Raw genomic sequence first — 13,297 nt, forward strand, 5'->3', positions numbered from 1 at the left:
GGAACTCACGTAGGGGATTCCCCTTTGCCCGTGAATGTGATTCACCATGGAAAACGCAGCGAGGTTTCGCCACCCTCGGCATGCTCATCGAGGGTGTGCCCACCTAATCGCGGGCTTTCAACCGGTAGCCGACACCCGGTTCGGTGACCAGCAGGGTGGGTTGCGCCGGGTCGTCCTCCAGCTTCTGGCGGAGTTGGTTGACGTAGACTCTGAGATAGGCGGTGTCGTCGGTGTGGGCCGGCCCCCACACCGCCTTGAGGATCTCTTTATGAGTCAGCACATGGTCGGGGGAACGGGCGAAGAATTCCAGCAATTCCCATTCCTTCTTGGACAGATGGAGTTCCACGCCGTCGCGCGTCACCACCCGGCGGGTGAGGTCGATTTGCACGCCTCCTGTCTTCACCACCTCGTCGCCCCCTTTGGCGGCGTGGGGCCGCAGCACGGCGCGGACACGGGCCATCAGTTCTGCGACGCCGAAGGGCTTGACCACGTAGTCGTTGGCGCCGCGGTCCAGCGCCTCGACCTTATCCAGCTCCTGGGCGCGCACCGACAGGATGATGATCGGCACCTCGGATTGCTCGCGTACGGCGCTGATCACCTCCTGACCGTCGAGGTCGGGCAGACCGAGGTCGAGGATCAGCAGGTCCGGGGACTGGGTTCGGGCGGCCTCGATACCTTGTGTCGCATTCTCAGCCTCGACAACCTCATAGCCGTTGGCGGTGAGCGAAATACGCATGAACTTGCGGATCTGCGGTTCGTCATCGATGACCAGAATGCGCGGCATCATTCGTATCCCTTGATGTCGGCGAGATCGGGCGGCAGCGGCAAATGAATAATGATACAGGTGCCGGCTCCATGCAGGCCGGGTTCGGCATGGATGCTGCCGCCATGGGCCTCGATGATGCCCCGGCAGATGGCCAACCCTAGCCCGGTGCCGGCGGTCTGGCTGTCCCCCAGATTAACCCGGTAGAACATGTCGAACACTTTCTCGCGGTCCTCGGGCGGGATACCCGGCCCCAGGTCGGAGACCTCAATAGCGACGTGCTTGGGCGTCTTGATGGCCCATACCTTAACCGGCGTGCCGGGTGGGGCATACTTGCAGGCGTTGTCAAGCAAGTTGAAGAATACCTGCTCCATCAGGACGGCATCCAGGCACAGCAAGGGCATATCCGGCGCGATCTCGATACGGATGCCATGTCGGCGGGCCAGTCGTTCCGTCCGCTTGACTGCGGAAGAGACCACATCGTTAAGATCAACCCAGTCAACTCGGGGCTTCAAAGCCCCCGATCCCAACTTGGTCATGTCCAGCAAGTTCTGGACGAAACGATTTAGCCGTTCGGCCTCGTCCTGGATGGTCTGGATCAGATCCTGTCGCCCTTCGGCCTCCAGCTTCTCGTCATAAGTGCCGAGCGTGGTGGCTGCGCCCATGATCGACACCAGCGGTGTCCTCAGGTCGTGGGACAACGACGACAGCAGGGCTGCGCGCAGCCGTTCACGCTCGGTGGCGACGCGGGCGGTTTCGATGTCGGCCACCAGGGTTGTGCGTTCGACGGCGACCGCCGCCTGGTCGGCCAGCGTCTCCAGCAGACGCAGTTGCGCCGGTGACGGCATGTCGGCGTCCTCGGTCATCTGCACGCCCATCACCCCCACCGGACCGCGCCCGGTCTTCAATGGCAAGAACAGCCAGTCGGCGGTGGGCAACGTTGTCGAGCCGCGTCCAGCTAGCTTGCCGTGCGTCCAAGCCCAGTCGGCGGCTCCCGCCGACTTGTCGTCGATCTCGTCTTCCGGCGGATAACCAGCTGCTATGGCCAATCCCCGTTCACCCGGCATCAATACCAACGATCGACCATGGATGGTTGTGGCGACATGATGGACAACCGCCCATAGCACGTCGTCGAGGGTGGCGGCGGCGGTGATTTTGCGGCCGAATTCGTATAGATTGGTGGTGCGTCGGGCACTTTCACGGGTGGCCTGGATCTGTGTGCGGAGTCTCGCCGCCATGTTGCTAACGATGAAGGCCGCAATCAGGAAATAGGCAACGGTCAAGATATTTTGGACGTCGGTGATGGCGAAGGTGCGTCGCGGTTCGGTGAAGAAAAAGTTGAAGGCGAGAAAACTCCAGATCGACGCCATGATTCCGGCACGTAGCCCAAACTTTATTGCCACGATCATCACGGCCAGCAGATAGGTGACCGAAATGTTGCCGATCGGCAGACGGGCGTCGATCAGGAAGCCAATGCCGGTCGCCGCTGCCGTGGCCACCAGGGCGGCGAGGTAGCCAAGCCATAACCGCCATCCGGTCTGGGGTTTGTGCCGCGTCATCACCGACTTCGGCCTGTCTTCGTCCTCGCCACCAACCACCACGACGGTGAACTCACCAGCCTTCTCAATCAGGCTTTCAGTGACCGACTTGCCCATGCGGCCGAACCACCGAGCCTTACGGGCGCGCCCGACCACGACCTGAGTACAGTTGCGCTCGCGGGCGTAGCCCAAAACGGTATCGACAACCTCGTCGCCCTGTAGCGTCGCCGATTCTCCGCCTAACTGAATCGCAAGGCGCATGGCAGCATCGATACGGTCCTTCTCGGCTTCAGTCAGGGCATGGGCGTGCGAGGTCTCGATGGTTACCGCCACCCAGGCGGCGCCACGCCGCTCGGCCGAGCGCTTGGCGAAGCGGACCAGACGGTCGGCATCCACCTTCTCGTCGATACACACCAATACCCGTTCCCGCGCCGGCCATGGGCCAGGAATGGCGTGGGCGCGCATGTAGTCCACCATCTGGCGATCAACCCGCTCGGCGGCATGGCGCAGGGCCATCTCGCGCAAAGCAGTCAAATTGCCGGGCGAAAAGAAACTGTGAACGGCACGCCTAGCCTGCTCGGGGACGTAGACCTTGCCTTCCTCCAGCCGCTTGATCAGATCCTGCGGTGACAGGTCGATCAGTTCGATCTCGTCGGCGGTGGACAGCACGCTGTCGGGCAAGGTTTCGCGTACCTTGACGCCGGAAATCTGCTCGACGATGTCGTTGATGGATTCCAGGTGCTGAATATTGAGGGTCGAATAGACGTCGATACCTGTGGTCAGCAGTTCCTCGACATCCTGCCAGCGCTTGACATGGCGTGAGCCGGGAATGTTGGTGTGGGCCAACTCGTCCACCAGGGCGATCCTGGGGCGGCGCTTGATCAGGGCGTCCAGGTCCATCTCGCGGAAACTCTTGCCGCGATACTCGACCATCTGCGGGGCCAAGATATCGACTCCCTTGAGCAAAGCCTCGGTTTCCTTACGCCCGTGGGTCTCGACCACGCCCGCGACTACGTCGACGCCCTCGCGCACCCGCTCGTGCGCAGCTTCCAACATGGCGTAAGTCTTCCCCACCCCGGGGGCGGCACCAAGGAAGATCTTCAAACGCCCGCGCCCCTCTCGCTGGGCTTCGGCGAGAAGGGCTTCGGGGGAGGGGCGGTCGTCGCGGTCGTCGTTCATGATCTCCAGTTCACTTCATCGGCCATCGTTCGTCCAACGCCTGATTAAGGCGCGGGATATCGACCATTTGCCTGCCTCTTCCCCGTCCACCGCGAGTTACGACGTATTCTTCCATCAGATGACGAACATCCCACATGGGAACATGGCGATAGGCAGAGACACGTTTTACCTGCATCGAGGCGTCACTGACGTCGAGCATCTGATCCGTCGCGTCCGGGTGAAGATGGAAGTAACGAAGATCGACGGCAGGCTGTGGCGGTTCTTGTCGGCCGGCCACCGCCAGGATGATACCGACGAACGACAGGACGACAAGGATGACAATCGACGGGGACCAACCGGGTTCACGAGACATCGCCACCGTTCCGCAGGCGATAGCCGATGCCACCCTCTGTAACAATAATGCGCGGAGCAGATGGAACGGCTTCGAGCTTCTGCCGCAATTGTTGAATGTATAGCCGGTTCGGCCTCTGTCTCACTTCTTCAGCGGCCACTTGTCGTCCAGCGCTAGGTTGAGCTTCAACACGTTGACGCGCGGCTCGCCCAGGATGCCCAGGTCGCGGCCCTCGGTATAGTCGCCCACCAGTTGCTGGACCGCGTCAAACGGCGCATGGCGGGCGCTCGCGATGCGCTTGACCTGCCATGCCGCCGAGGCCGGCGTGATGTGGGGGTCGAGACCGCTGCCCGAGGCGGTGACCAGATCGGCCGGAACCGGCCCCTTCTGATCGGGGTGGGCGGCTTTCAGTGCCTCGATATTGGCTGCGGCGCCGTCGATCAGGGCCTTCGAGGTCGGGCCATAATTGCTGCCACTGGAATTAGCGGCGTTATACGGGACCGAAGTGGTCTTGGCCGGGTCATTGGGATCGGCGCCGCTGGTGGCCGACGGGCGGCCCCAGAAATAGCCGGGGCCGGTGAAGGGCTGGCCTATCAGTTCCGAACCGATCACCTTGCCATCCTTCTCGATCAGGCTGCCGCCCGCCTGGGATGGAAACACCGATTGGGCGATTCCAGTCACGGCGAGGGGGTAAGCAATTCCGGTGACGACGGTCATGGCGATCATCATCGACAGAGCGGGACGAAGTTCCTTCAACATGGATCAATCTCCGAATTCAGCAGGGGCGGCCAAGGGCGGCAAGGACCAGAATGAGGACCAAGCAGAGCGCCATGGTCAGGGCGGGGACGCAGTCCTTCATCCCGGATTCTCGCCTCAGGCCAACCCGAGGGTGGCAACAAGCACGTCGATCACTTTGATGCCGATGAACGGCACCGCCAGACCGCCGACGCCATAGACCAGCAGGTTGCGGCGCAGCAGCGTCTCGGCGCTGGCCGGCCTGTACTTGACGCCCTTCAGCGCCAGCGGGATTAGGGCGATGATGATCAGCGCGTTGAAGATGATCGCCGAAAGGATGGCGCTCTGTGGGCTGGCCAGATTCATGACGTTGAGCGCCTGAAGCTGCGGGTACGAAGCCAGGAACAGAGCTGGGATGATGGCGAAATACTTCGCCACGTCGTTGGCGATGGAGAAAGTGGTCAAGGATCCTCGGCTCATCAGCAATTGCTTGCCGATCATCACGATCTCGATCAGCTTGGTGGGATCGCTGTCCAGATCCACCATGTTGCCGGCCTCACGCGCCGCTTGGGTGCCGGTGTTCATGGCGACGCCGACATCGGCCTGAGCGAGTGCGGGGGCGTCGTTGGAACCATCGCCGCACATGGCGACCAGGCGGCCGCCCTTCTGATAGTCGCGGATCAGCTCCAGCTTCTTTTCCGGCGTCGCTTCGGCCAGGAAGTCGTCGACGCCGGCCTCGGCGGCGATGGCGGCGGCGGTCAGCGGGTTGTCGCCGGTGATCATCACCGTCTTGATGCCCATGGCGCGCAACGTGGCGAAACGCTCGCGGATACCGGGCTTGATGATGTCCTTGAGGTGGATGACGCCCAGCAACCGGTCACCCTTGGCCACCACCAGCGGGGTGCCGCCGACCTTGGCCACCCGCTCCACCGCCAGCACCAGCTCCTTCGGGATTCCACCGGGAGTCCGGCCGGCTTTCTCCGCCACATAGGCGGTGATGGAATCCGAGGCGCCCTTGCGGATCTCGGTGCCCTCGAAATCGACGCCGCTCATGCGGGTGTGGGCCGAAAACGGGATGAAGGTCATGGCGCCGTTCTTCGGCTCGGTCAGGCCGAAGCGGCTTTTGGCCAGGGCGATGATCGACTTGCCCTCGGGGGTGTCGTCGGCCAGCGAGGACAGGTACGCGGCTTCGGCCAAATCGCGCTCGTTGACGTTGGACAGCGGCAGGAACTCCGCCGCCTGGCGGGCACCGAGCGTGATGGTGCCGGTTTTGTCCAGCAGCAGCACGTCGATGTCGCCGGCCGCCTCGACCGAGCGGCCGGACTTGGAGATGACATTGAACTTCACCAGCCGGTCCATGCCGGCGATACCGATGGCGGACAAGAGACCACCAATGGTGGTGGGAATCAGCGTCACGAACAGGGCGATCAGGAACACCATGGGAATGGCGGTGCCCGAATACGACGCCCAGCCCGGCAGGGTGGCCACCACGATCAGAAAGATCAGGCTCATGCCCACCAACAGGATGGTCAGGGCGATCTCGTTCGGGGTCTTCTGCCGCTTGGCGCCCTCGACCAGGGCGATCATACGGTCGAGGAAGGATTCGCCGGGATTGGTGGTGATCTGCACCACGATGCGGTCGGACACCACCCGGGTGCCCCCCGTCACCGCCGAGCGGTCACCGCCCGATTCGCGGATGACCGGGGCGGATTCGCCGGTGATAGCGCTTTCATCCACAGTGGCGATACCGGCGACGACGTCGCCGTCACCGGGGATGACGTCACCCGCCTCACATACCACCAGGTCGCCGGCCTTGAGCTTCTCGGCCGGAAGGGTCTGGAAGTCACGCGCCTCGACCGAGGCGACCTTCTTGGCCACCGCGCTCGACTTGGTACCGCGCAAGGCGGCGGCCTGGGCCTTGCCCCGCCCTTCGGCGATGGCTTCGGCGAAGTTGGCGAACAGCACGGTGAACCATAGCCAGGCCGAAATCTGAACCATGACGGCGAAATGCTCGCTGCCGGCGTCGCGGATGGTCAGCGCGGTGGACAGCACGGCGACCAGGCCGGTGGCGAACATCACCGGATTCTTGATCAACTGACGAGGGTCAAGTTTGACCACCGCATCCCGTGCCGCCTGGCCCAGGATGGCGGCGTCGAACAGCGACAACTCTTTTGGACGATGGATACTCATCGGACCACCTATCAGAACAGGGTGCCGGCGCCGAGCATCAGATGCTCGACGATGGGCCCCAAGGCGAGGACGGGGAAGAAGGTCAGGCCGCCGACCACGGCGATGACACCCACCAGCAGCACCACGAACAGCCAGCCGTGGGTGGGGAAGGTGCCGGCCGAGGGCGGCACGACCTTCTTGGCCACCACCGCCCCGGCAATCGCCAGCGCCGGGATGATGACGACGAAGCGGCCCAACAGCAGGGCGGCTCCCATGAGACTGTTGTTCAACAGGGTATTGCCGGTCCAGCCGGCGAAGGCCGAACCGTTGTTGCCGGTAGCCGAGGCGAAGGCGTACAGCACCTCGGACAGGCCGTGCGGGCCGGAATCCTGGATGGCACCGGGCGCACCGAGCAGGCTGGCGGCGCCCAGACCCAGCACGCTGATCGGAAAGACCAGGAGGGCCAGCATGGCCAGCTTGACTTCCTTGGCTTCGATCTTCTTGCCCAGATATTCCGGGGTACGCCCGACCATCAGACCGGCGATGAACACCGCGACGATGACGAAGATCAGCATGCCATAGAGACCGGCGCCGACGCCGCCGAAGATGACTTCGCCCAGCAGCATGTTGACCATGGGCACCAGACCGCCCAGCGGCATGAAGCTGTCGTGCATGGAATTGACCGAGCCGTTGGAGGCCGCCGTGGTGGCGGTGGCCCAGATCGCCGAATTGGCGATGCCGAAGCGCACCTCCTTGCCCTCCATGTTGCCCATGGCGTAATCCATGCCTGCGGCCACCATGGCCGGATTGGCGTGGGTTTCCGCCCAAGTGGCGACGCCAAGGCCGATCACGAGCATCAGCCCCATGGCGGCGAAGATAGCCCAACCCTGACGTTGGTCCTTGACCATGCGGCCGAAGGTGTTGGTCAGCGCCGCCGCCAGCATCAGCAGAAAGGTCATCTCGACGATGTTCGACAAGGGCGTTGGATTCTCGAACGGATGGGAGGAATTGACGTTGAAGAAGCCGCCGCCGTTGGAGCCGAGTTGCTTGATCGCCACCTGCGAGGCCACCGGCCCCTGCGCAATCACTTGGTTAGCGCCTTCCAGCGTGGTGGCGGTGGTGTAAGGCTCGAAATTCTGCGGCATGCCCTGCCACACCAGGAACAGTGCGGCGACGAAGGACAGCGGCAGCAGGATGTAGAGGGTGGTCCGCACCAGATCGACATAGAAGTTGCCGACCGTACGGGCATTGGCCCGCGCGAAGCCGCGGATCAGCGCCACCAACACCGCCATGCCGGTGGCTGCCGAGACGAAGTTCTGCACCGTCAGCCCGACCATCTGGGTCAGGTAGCTGAGCGTGCTTTCGCCGCCATAGGACTGCCAATTGGTGTTGGTCATGAAACTGATGGCCGTGTTGAAGGCGAGATCGGGCGGCACCGCCGCCATCTCGGCCGGGTTCAGCGGCAGCATCCCTTGCAGGCGCTGGAGGCCGAACAACAGCGCCCAGCCGGCCAGGTTGAAGGCCAGCAACGACAGGGCGTAGCCGGTCCAGTGCTGCTCTCGGGCGGTATCGACGCCGCACATCTTGTAGAGGCCACGTTCGACCGGGCCGAGGAATCGGGCCTGCCCTTCATAGACCTTGGCCATGTAGCCGCCGAGCAGCGGAGTGAGCGCCGTGATGACGGCGAGGTAGATCAGGATTTGCAGGATGCCGGCGGCGTCCATGGCAACCTCACTAGCTCTAGAATTTTTCGGGACGGATCAGCGCATAGCCGAGGTAGACCAGCAGGCCGACCGCGGTGAGCGCGCCGAGGACGATGTCGAGGGACATGGCGCGGCCTCCCTCAGATGCGTTCGCAGGCGCGGACGAACACCGCGCCCAAGGCAAAGAACGCCACGACGGCGCCGATGAAAATGATGTCGAGCATCATGGCTCTCCGGTTGAGACTCCAGCGATGGAATCACTACACCCGGGGCGCATCAGCGTTCCATACGGGAGGGTATAAAGACGACGTTTATATACAGAGGCGCAATCGGGGGTAAAAGGCATGATCGCCGCAGATTGAGGTCACGTCCCATCGAGTGGTGTAGCATCATCCCCAGGCTTGCCCGCGCGTGTCGCGGGTGGTCATCGTCGATCTTCGGTAGGGTTTGGTTGCGACCTTCAATCCCATCGAGCGCCTCAACGGCGAGATCAAACGCCGCACCGAGGTCGTCGGCATCTTCCCCAACGAAGCAGCCATCACCCGCCTGATCGGCGCCATCCTCTTGGAGCAGAACGACGAATGGGCCGTCCAACGAGCCCGCTACATGACCCTGGAATCCGTCGCCCCCTTGGGTGATGATCCGCTGACAAGCCTGCCGCCCGTCGCGGCAGCCTGAGCAACCCGGCCAAGCCTGCCGGAGATCAAACGGCGACTGCGCTGTTACACCAATCCCTGGGACACGATCCCCGAATGAGATAGTGAGGCTGAGAGAATCGTCAAATCGCGCTCATTACGAAGAAAACCTACGAGCAATCGATTGGCGTGAGAAAACCCTGATCAGGACACAATAGACCAAAGTGTGTCCAGTTCTGGGGGCGCATGGCTCTGCTGCCCCGGACGGCGGATGCCCTGATTGTATCCAATTATCCAGAAATCCACCCCGCCCAGAATATTGAACTACACATGGCGGCGCTCGGTGGACTTTCCGAAAGGCGCGGAAACCCTTGGACACATCGGGGATACACCAGTATCCAGACAGCAAAAAGCCCCGCCTTCTGGGCGGGGCTTAAGTGCTTGAAATCCAAGCCTAAAATGGTGCTGCCGAATGGAATCGAACCATCGACCTTACCCTTACCAAGGGTATGCTCTACCGACTGAGCTACGGCAGCAATCTCGTTTCCGAAGCGTGGCGCCCCGTGGCGAGGCGCGCTTTATGCCAAAGGATTCCACCCCCGTCAACCAACTTTTTCGGATGCTGCCGCATATTCTTGACGTGCCCGGCTTTCCGGGGAAAATGCCGCTCATGAACAACAGCAAGACCCCGCCCGGCCTGAGCGACAAGGGCAAGACCGAAGCCGATTTGCGCCGCCAGCGCCAAGCCGAGGCGTTGCGGGCCAACTTGGCCCGCCGCAAGACGCAGACGCGCGCCCGCGCCGAGGAAGAAACCGCTCCGGCCACCGACGCGCCCCCCTTGACCGAAACGGAATAATTCCACGTTTCCACGCTTGCCGCCCCGGTCGCCTTGACCCGGAGCCGCAGGCGCGCTAAACGGGGCGCTTCGTTCGGGCGAGGCCGCGCGCGGACGCTCATTCCTGGGTAAGAGGTTTCAGCATGGACAGGATCCGCATTGTCGGCGGGACGCCGCTCAAGGGCATCATCCCGATCGGCGGCGCCAAGAACGCCGCCCTGGCTCTGATGCCGGCCTGTCTGTTGACCGATGGCACGCTGACCTTGTCCAACCTGCCCCATTTGGTGGACATCACCACCATGGCCAACCTGTTGGCCCAGCACGGCGTGCTGATGGCCCTGAACGGCGACAGCAAGAACGGCGGCCATACCGGCCGGGTGCTGGAACTGACGGCCAACACCATCGGCAACACCACCGCGCCTTACGATCTGGTGCGGCGCATGCGCGCCTCGGTGCTGGTGCTGGGGCCGCTTCTGGCCCGCTGCGGCCAGGCCCGCGTGTCGCTGCCCGGCGGCTGCGCCATCGGCACCCGTCCGGTGGACCTGCACCTCAAGGCGCTGGAACAGATGGGCGCCAAGATCGAACTGGACGGCGGCTACATCAACGCCCACGTCGACGGCCGCCTGAAAGGGGCGCACATCATCTTCCCGCAGGTCACCGTCGGCGGCACCGAGAACCTGATGATGGCCGCCACCCTGGCCCAGGGCGAGACCGTGCTGGCCAACGCCGCGCGCGAGCCCGAGGTGGCGGACCTGGCCCATTGCCTGGTGGCCATGGGTGCCAAGATCGAGGGCATCGGCACCGGCACCTTGCGCATCCAGGGTGCGGACAGCCTGCACGGCGCCGAATATTCGGTGGTGCCCGACCGCATCGAGACCGGCACCTACGCCGTGGCCGCCGCCATCACCCGCGGCGACGTGGAACTGGTCGGCACCCGCATGGATCTGATGGAGTCGGTGGTCAAGACCTTGCGCGAATGCGGCGTCACCGTCGAGGCCACCGAGCGCGGCATGCGCGTCGCCGCGCTTGACGGCATCAACGGCACCGACATCATGACCGAGCCGTTCCCCGGTTTCCCCACCGACATGCAGGCCCAGCTGATGGCACTGATGACCACCGCGTCAGGCGCCAGCATGATCACCGAAACCATCTTCGAGAACCGCTACATGCATGTGCCCGAACTGATGCGCATGGGCGCACGCATCAACGTGCACGGGTCCAGCGCCATCGTGCGCGGCGTGCCCAAGCTGTCGGGCGCCCAAGTGATGGCCACCGACCTGCGCGCCTCGTCGTCGCTGATCCTGGCCGGGCTTGCCGCCGAGGGCGAGACAGTGGTCAACCGCGTCTACCACCTGGACCGCGGCTACGAACGGGTCGAGGAAAAACTGGCCGCCTGTGGCGCCCACATCGAACGCATCAAGGGCGAGGCGGCGGAATAGCCTTCCATTCGTTGACGTCTTGTTCATCCGCCGTTAAAGCACGGCGGGAAGGGCGTTTGCGGCGCCGTGCTAGGGTCGTGGCCATGAAATGCATGGTCTACATCAGTCTGGAAAGCCGGCGGCTGACGCGGGCGGACATCCATGACATCCTCCACTCCTCGCGCCAGGGCAATCAGGCGCGCGGCATCACCGGCGTCCTGATGTTCTATGACGGCCTGTTCCTTCAGGTGCTCGAGGGCGAGGACGAGGTGGTCGACGACCTGATCAGCCAGTTGCGGGCCGATTCCCGCCATCAGGACATCCGCATCCTGCTGGACGAAACAATTACCCAACGCCATTTCCCCGACTGGTCCATGGCCTTGGTGGACATGGCGGACTTGCCCGCCGAAGACCGCTGGCTATATCGACACCTCGACCGCCCATTGCCGGAACTGGAATCGGCGCAACTGGCTGATCGTATCCGTCGCCTCGTGACCTCGTTTCAGGCTATGGTACGCGGCGCGCCGACCGCCCACGCGAGTTAGGCCGCACAGGTTCCATCGGGGGAATGACAGGGAATGAAGGCCGAAGACGCTTTCGCCAGCCTGACCGGCTTCCAGCACGCGCTGGCCGGCCATGTGGAATGGCTTCAGAAATGGTATCAGGCGGTCCTGCACCGTTCGTCCGGCACGGTGCTGCCGCCGGCCGACGGCGAACATTGCGCGTTCTCGCTCTGGCACACCCAGGCCGCCGGCGGTCCGCTGGCCGAGTTCTCCGGGTTCGCCGCCCTGGGTGAGGAACACGCCGCCGTCCACGCCAAGGCCGAACAGATTTCCGCCCGCGCCGCCGCCGGTCAGACCATCACCACCTCGGATTACGAAACCCTGATGGGGTCGGTTCTGTCGTTCGGCAACGCCGCCCAAGCGCTGGAACGCGAGGTGTGGAAGGCGCTGGCCACCGTCGATCCGCTGACCGGACTGGCCAACCGCCAGACCATGCGCACCCAACTGACCGGCGAACGCGACCGCGCCATCCGTCAGCGCCTGCCCCTGAGCCTGGCTCTGACCGACATCGACCATTTCAAGAAGGTCAACGACACCTTCGGCCATGCCGAAGGAGACAGCGTCCTGCGGGCGGTGGCCGGTGTCCTGCGTGGCGCGGTCCGGCCCTATGACGTGGTCTACCGCTATGGCGGAGAGGAATTCCTGATCTGCCTGCCCGGCACCAACGCCGAGAACGGCGCCATCGTCCTGGACCGCATCCGCCAGGCGATCGAGGCGCTGCGCCTGACCTCGGAAAAGGGCGAACCGATCCCGGTCACCGCCACCTTCGGCCTGGCCGAGGTGGACGCCGACACCTCGGTCGACGACGCCATCGAACGCGCAGACAAGGCGCTTTACGACGGCAAACGAACAGGGCGCAACCGCGTGGTCACCTACAGCGAATAGGCCGTTACACGACGTTACCCGAAAGTCGGCCGGACGACATCGTCCGGTTACCGGCGCGTGCTCTAATGATGGCAAGAGACAGGGAAGAGGAAGAGGAGGCCATCATGAAACGCACTCGCCTCGTTACCGCAATCGCCGCGCTGTTCATGGTCGTGGGCTTCGCTGCCGCCGCCCAGGACGCCACCACCCAGACCACGCCGCCCGTCTATGGACCCGGCTGGCGTCAGACCCAGATGATCCAGGCGCGCCAGAACGGCCAGTTGCCGCCGGCCATGATCGCCCCGCGCGGCCCCGGCATGGCCTATGGCCCCGGCTACGGCATGGGTCGCCGTGCCGCCACCAACGCCGACGGCACCCTCGACACCAGCCGCCTGCCCAGTTGGTGCCCGTATCGGACCGCCGCCCCGCAGACCAAATGACATGCTTCGTCACCGCCCCCGGCCCCAAGCCGGGGGCGGTCTTTTGCGGACGACACGTCGGCGAACGCTGACGGCGGCTTTGCGGGGTGCTAGGATCGTGCGCTTTTTTGCAACCGCCGGAGTA

13 protein-coding genes, 1 tRNA gene and 1 pseudogene are annotated in these 13,297 nt (G+C 63.8%); 6 read left to right on the top strand and 9 right to left on the bottom strand.

Translation table 11 applies throughout. The annotated features are described in order from the left end of the window. Positions 1-103 precede the first annotated feature (103 nt). From G4223_RS02215 to kdpF, 8 genes are all read right to left on the bottom strand, one after another. Positions 104-784: a response regulator gene (locus G4223_RS02215; RefSeq protein WP_205762338.1), complete on the bottom strand. Its 681-nt coding sequence runs from the start codon at positions 782-784 to the stop codon at positions 104-106. Continuing rightward, on the bottom strand, positions 784-3,480 hold the full coding sequence (locus tag G4223_RS02220; protein ID WP_205762329.1) for a sensor histidine kinase: 2,697 nt from the start codon (positions 3,478-3,480) through the stop codon (positions 784-786). The genes G4223_RS02215 and G4223_RS02220 overlap by 1 nt, the downstream gene beginning before the upstream one ends. A gap of 10 nt (positions 3,481-3,490) precedes the next feature. Then, positions 3,491-3,832, bottom strand: a complete 342-nt coding sequence (locus tag G4223_RS02225; protein ID WP_163674391.1) for a potassium-transporting ATPase subunit C — start codon at positions 3,830-3,832, stop codon at positions 3,491-3,493. Beyond that, a complete protein-coding gene (locus G4223_RS02230) occupies positions 3,822-3,971 on the bottom strand; it encodes a winged helix-turn-helix domain-containing protein (RefSeq protein ID WP_163674393.1) in 150 nt (49 codons plus the stop codon). The genes G4223_RS02225 and G4223_RS02230 overlap by 11 nt, the downstream gene beginning before the upstream one ends. Then, the gene (kdpC, locus tag G4223_RS02235; protein ID WP_163674397.1) at positions 3,953-4,570 is read right to left on the bottom strand and encodes a potassium-transporting ATPase subunit KdpC; all 618 of its coding nucleotides are present in this window, start codon (positions 4,568-4,570) and stop codon (positions 3,953-3,955) included. Before kdpC ends, G4223_RS02230 begins: the two co-directional genes overlap by 19 nt. 114 nt (positions 4,571-4,684) lie before the next feature. Continuing rightward, positions 4,685-6,736, bottom strand: coding sequence for a potassium-transporting ATPase subunit KdpB (kdpB, locus tag G4223_RS02240; RefSeq protein WP_163674400.1), 2,052 nt, complete (start codon positions 6,734-6,736; stop codon positions 4,685-4,687). An 11-nt stretch (positions 6,737-6,747) separates the two neighbouring features. Next, positions 6,748-8,439: a potassium-transporting ATPase subunit KdpA gene (gene kdpA / locus G4223_RS02245; protein WP_163674402.1), complete on the bottom strand. Its 1,692-nt coding sequence runs from the start codon at positions 8,437-8,439 to the stop codon at positions 6,748-6,750. Positions 8,440-8,455: 16 nt separating this feature from the next. Beyond that, positions 8,456-8,545, bottom strand: a complete 90-nt coding sequence (gene kdpF, locus G4223_RS02250) for a K(+)-transporting ATPase subunit F (RefSeq protein WP_163674406.1) — start codon at positions 8,543-8,545, stop codon at positions 8,456-8,458. Positions 8,546-8,880: 335 nt separating this feature from the next. Here kdpF and G4223_RS02255 point away from each other — a divergent pair. Then, positions 8,881-9,096 (top strand): annotated as a pseudogene (locus G4223_RS02255) (transposase); the annotation flags it as partial. 417 nt (positions 9,097-9,513) lie between these two features. Here the strand turns inward: G4223_RS02255 and G4223_RS02260 are convergent. Continuing rightward, positions 9,514-9,589 (bottom strand) — tRNA-Thr (locus G4223_RS02260). Positions 9,590-9,723: 134 nt separating this feature from the next. Here G4223_RS02260 and G4223_RS02265 point away from each other — a divergent pair. From G4223_RS02265 to G4223_RS02285, 5 genes are all read left to right on the top strand, one after another. Then, complete coding sequence (locus G4223_RS02265) at positions 9,724-9,909, top strand: hypothetical protein (protein WP_163674408.1); 186 nt, start codon at positions 9,724-9,726, stop codon at positions 9,907-9,909. A 122-nt stretch (positions 9,910-10,031) separates the two neighbouring features. Continuing rightward, positions 10,032-11,327 carry a UDP-N-acetylglucosamine 1-carboxyvinyltransferase gene (gene murA, locus G4223_RS02270; protein ID WP_163674411.1) on the top strand — a complete coding sequence of 432 codons (1,296 nt, stop codon included), beginning with the start codon at positions 10,032-10,034 and terminating at the stop codon, positions 11,325-11,327. An 83-nt stretch (positions 11,328-11,410) separates the two neighbouring features. Further along, complete coding sequence (locus tag G4223_RS02275; RefSeq protein WP_163674412.1) at positions 11,411-11,851, top strand: BLUF domain-containing protein; 441 nt, start codon at positions 11,411-11,413, stop codon at positions 11,849-11,851. Positions 11,852-11,884: 33 nt separating this feature from the next. Next, positions 11,885-12,754 (top strand): diguanylate cyclase, encoded by an 870-nt coding sequence (locus G4223_RS02280; protein WP_163674415.1) that lies wholly within the window; start codon positions 11,885-11,887, stop codon positions 12,752-12,754. A 104-nt stretch (positions 12,755-12,858) separates the two neighbouring features. Next, a complete protein-coding gene (locus G4223_RS02285) occupies positions 12,859-13,173 on the top strand; it encodes a hypothetical protein (RefSeq protein WP_163674418.1) in 315 nt (104 codons plus the stop codon). Positions 13,174-13,297: the final 124 nt, after the last annotated feature.

The sequence above is a fragment of the Magnetospirillum aberrantis SpK genome, from assembly GCF_011022235.1.
Classification (GTDB): domain Bacteria; phylum Pseudomonadota; class Alphaproteobacteria; order Rhodospirillales; family Magnetospirillaceae; genus Magnetospirillum; species Magnetospirillum aberrantis.

Excerpts from the sequence above, each read along its gene's own strand:
- G4223_RS02265 (WP_163674408.1), top strand. The coding sequence starts at position 9,724 with ATGAACAACAGCAAGACCCCGCCCGGCCTGAGCGACAAGGGCAAGACC.
- kdpB (WP_163674400.1), bottom strand. The coding sequence starts at position 6,736 with ATGAGTATCCATCGTCCAAAAGAGTTGTCGCTGTTCGACGCCGCCATC.
- murA (WP_163674411.1), top strand. The coding sequence starts at position 10,032 with ATGGACAGGATCCGCATTGTCGGCGGGACGCCGCTCAAGGGCATCATC.
- G4223_RS02275 (WP_163674412.1), top strand. The coding sequence starts at position 11,411 with ATGAAATGCATGGTCTACATCAGTCTGGAAAGCCGGCGGCTGACGCGG.
- G4223_RS02220 (WP_205762329.1), bottom strand. The coding sequence starts at position 3,480 with ATGAACGACGACCGCGACGACCGCCCCTCCCCCGAAGCCCTTCTCGCC.
- G4223_RS02285 (WP_163674418.1), top strand. The coding sequence starts at position 12,859 with ATGAAACGCACTCGCCTCGTTACCGCAATCGCCGCGCTGTTCATGGTC.
- G4223_RS02225 (WP_163674391.1), bottom strand. The coding sequence starts at position 3,832 with ATGTCTCGTGAACCCGGTTGGTCCCCGTCGATTGTCATCCTTGTCGTC.
- kdpA (WP_163674402.1), bottom strand. The coding sequence starts at position 8,439 with ATGGACGCCGCCGGCATCCTGCAAATCCTGATCTACCTCGCCGTCATC.
- kdpF (WP_163674406.1), bottom strand. The coding sequence starts at position 8,545 with ATGTCCCTCGACATCGTCCTCGGCGCGCTCACCGCGGTCGGCCTGCTG.
- kdpC (WP_163674397.1), bottom strand. The coding sequence starts at position 4,570 with ATGTTGAAGGAACTTCGTCCCGCTCTGTCGATGATGATCGCCATGACC.
- G4223_RS02215 (WP_205762338.1), bottom strand. The coding sequence starts at position 784 with ATGCCGCGCATTCTGGTCATCGATGACGAACCGCAGATCCGCAAGTTC.
- G4223_RS02280 (WP_163674415.1), top strand. The coding sequence starts at position 11,885 with ATGAAGGCCGAAGACGCTTTCGCCAGCCTGACCGGCTTCCAGCACGCG.